Source organism: Methylobacterium sp. WL12 (assembly GCF_008039475.1).
GTDB classification, from domain to species: domain Bacteria; phylum Pseudomonadota; class Alphaproteobacteria; order Rhizobiales; family Beijerinckiaceae; genus Methylobacterium; species Methylobacterium cerastii.
In genome coordinates, this window is the sequence record NZ_VRUW01000252.1 from 1 (window position 1) to 449 (window position 449).

The following is a 449-nucleotide window of genomic DNA, read 5'->3' on the forward strand; positions in this document are numbered from 1 at the left end:
TCCTACGAGCGGTTGCAGGCGGCGCTGTCGGATCTGTTCGGGCTTACGCTCAGCCAGGGCGGGCTGATGAACCTGCTCCAGCGCGCGCAGAAGCGCTTCCGCTCCGGTCGCGACGAGGCCGTCTCGATCCTGCGCCGTGCCATGGTGGTCGCCTCGGACGAGACCGGCGTGCGCATCGAGGGCAGCAACGCCTACCACTGGGTGTTCCATTCGGCCCAAGCCGTGGTGCACACGGCCTCCCCGACGCGGGGCGCCATCGTGGTGCGGGAGATGATGGACGGCCACCGGCCCGCGGTGTGGATCTCGGACCGCTACACCGCCCAGCAGGGACACGCGGCCGCGCACCAGACCTGCCTCGCCCATCTCGCCCGCGATGTCGCCTACGCCGTCGACACCAGCGACGATCCTGTCCCCTGGCGCCTGCAGCTCTGGCTCCAATCCGTGTTCGC

General features: G+C 70.2%; 1 protein-coding gene. It reads left to right on the plus strand.

The window, feature by feature from the left end; genetic code table 11:
* Nucleotides 1–449 (plus strand): transposase (locus tag FV226_RS27745; RefSeq protein ID WP_147765433.1); only part of this gene is annotated, 449 nt, incomplete at both ends.